Below are 412 nucleotides of genomic sequence, written 5' to 3'. Positions count from 1 at the left end.
AAGTGGTGATGCATTCACCGCCTGACCCTACCGCGCTATTTCTGTCATAAACGCAGTCAGTAACTTTAATTAGCCCACAGCCGCTGCCATAGACCCAGGAACTAACCCCGCATTCACCCGCCAATGACAGCCATAAAGGCAGTCAGTAACTCACATTGGGGTAAGCAGCGAAAGGTACCAACCGGGCGATCCTCTAAGCGGACACGCCTGTGTCCATTAACCCGGACACCCTTTGCCCCCTTAAGCCTCAAGACACCGGTATGCCCGCCTTCCGCTACCGAGCAGACCAACCCCTATTTAATCCCGTTCACCTGTGGGTAAAACAAAAGTGGGCCGCAGCACCCAACGCCACACGGGAACTGGCTACCACGACCCACAACAATAAACTTTTTATGCCGGCGGCGACCTACTC

At 54.6% G+C, this 412-nt stretch carries 1 protein-coding gene; it reads left to right on the top strand.

All coding sequences use genetic code 11. The features are described from left to right. Positions 1 to 209: 209 nt before the first annotated feature. Positions 210 to 412 (top strand): hypothetical protein (locus HMPREF2857_RS11270; RefSeq protein ID WP_210384782.1); only part of this gene is annotated, 203 nt, incomplete at its 3' end.

The sequence above is a fragment of the Corynebacterium sp. HMSC076C10 genome (assembly GCF_001812455.1).
GTDB lineage: Bacteria > Actinomycetota > Actinomycetes > Mycobacteriales > Mycobacteriaceae > Corynebacterium > Corynebacterium jeikeium_D.
This window is presented reverse-complemented; position numbering and strand designations above follow the sequence as displayed.